Genomic DNA, 1,415 nt, shown 5'->3' on the forward strand with positions numbered 1-1,415 from the left:
GGCTCTTTGTCAACTGTAGTGGGTTGATGAAAAGCTAAGCTCGAGAAAGGACAAATTTCGTCCTTTCTTTTTTGATGTTTAGAGAGATAAAAATCCTTTTTTTGAAGTTTTCAAAGTTCCGAAATCCAAAGGCATTGCGCTTGATAAGTTTGATGAGATTATTGGTGGCTTCCAGTTTGGCGTTGGAATAGGGTAGTTGAAGGGCGTTGACGATTTTCTCTTTGTCCTTTAGAAAGGTTTTAAAGACAGTCTGAAAAAGAGGATGAACCTGCTTTAGATTGTCCTCAATAAGTCCGAAGAATTTGTCAGGTTCCTTGTTCTGAAAGTGAAAAAGCAAGAGTTGATAGAGATTGTAGTGGTGTTTCAAGTCTTCTGAATAGCTCAAAATCTTGTCTAAAATCTCTTTATTCGTCAAGTGCATGCGAAAAGTAGGGCGATAAAAACGTTTATCGCTGAGTTTACGACTATCCTGTTGAATGAGCTTCCAGTAACGCTTGATAGCCTTGTATTCATGGGATTTTCGATGAAACTGATTCATGATTTGGACACGCACACGACTCATAGCACGGCTCATGTGTTGGACAATATGGAAACGATCCAACACGATTTTAGCGTTTGGAAAAAGCTGTTTAGCTAAGGCATAGTAGGGACTAAACATATCCATAGTAATGATTTTCACCTGACATCGGACTGCTCTATCGTAACGAAGAAAGTGATTTCGGATGACAGCCTGTGTTCTGCCTTCAAGAACAGTGATAATGTTGAGCTTGTCAAAATCTTGTGCAATAAAGCTCATCTTTCCCTTTGTAAAGGAGTACTCATCCCAGGACATAATCTCAGGGAGGTAAGAAAAATCAGACTTAAAACGGAAGTCATTGAGCTTACGAATGACAGTTGAAGTTGAAATAGCCAGCTGATGAGCAATATCGATCATAGAAGTCTTTTCAATCAGCTTTTGCGCAATCTTTTGGTTGATGATACGAGGAATTTGATGATTCTTCTTGACGAGAGAGGTTTCGGCGACCATCATTTTCGAGCAATGATAGCACTTGAATCGACGCTTTTTCAGGAGGATTCTAGTAGGCATACCAGTCGTTTCGAGGTAAGGAATTTTCGACGGTTTTTGAAAGTCATATTTCTTCATTTGATGTCCACAATCAGGACAAGATGGGGCATTGTAATCCAGTTTAGCGATGATTTCCTTAAGTGTATCCTTATTGATGATGTCTAGAATCTGGATATTTGGGTCTTTGATATCGAGTAGTTTTGTGATAAAATGTAATTGTTCCATATGAATCTTTCTAATGAGTTGTTTAGTCGCTTTTCATTATAGGTCATATGGGACTTTTTTTCTACACAAAAATAGGCTCCATAAGATTCATAGGGGATTTACCCACTACAAATATTATAGAGCC

General features: G+C 38.4%; 1 protein-coding gene. It reads right to left on the reverse strand.

Going from position 1 to position 1,415, the window contains the following annotated elements; all coding sequences use genetic code 11:
- Nucleotides 1-34: 34 nt before the first annotated feature.
- Nucleotides 35-1,291 carry an ISL3 family transposase gene (locus N8L90_RS09290; protein WP_261025211.1) on the reverse strand — a complete coding sequence of 419 codons (1,257 nt, stop codon included), beginning with the start codon at nt 1,289-1,291 and terminating at the stop codon, nt 35-37.
- Between the last annotated feature and the right edge of the window lie 124 nt (nt 1,292-1,415).

Origin of the sequence: Streptococcus mitis, from assembly GCF_946190115.1 — a bacterium.
Classification (GTDB): Bacteria; Bacillota; Bacilli; order Lactobacillales; family Streptococcaceae; genus Streptococcus; species Streptococcus mitis_CO.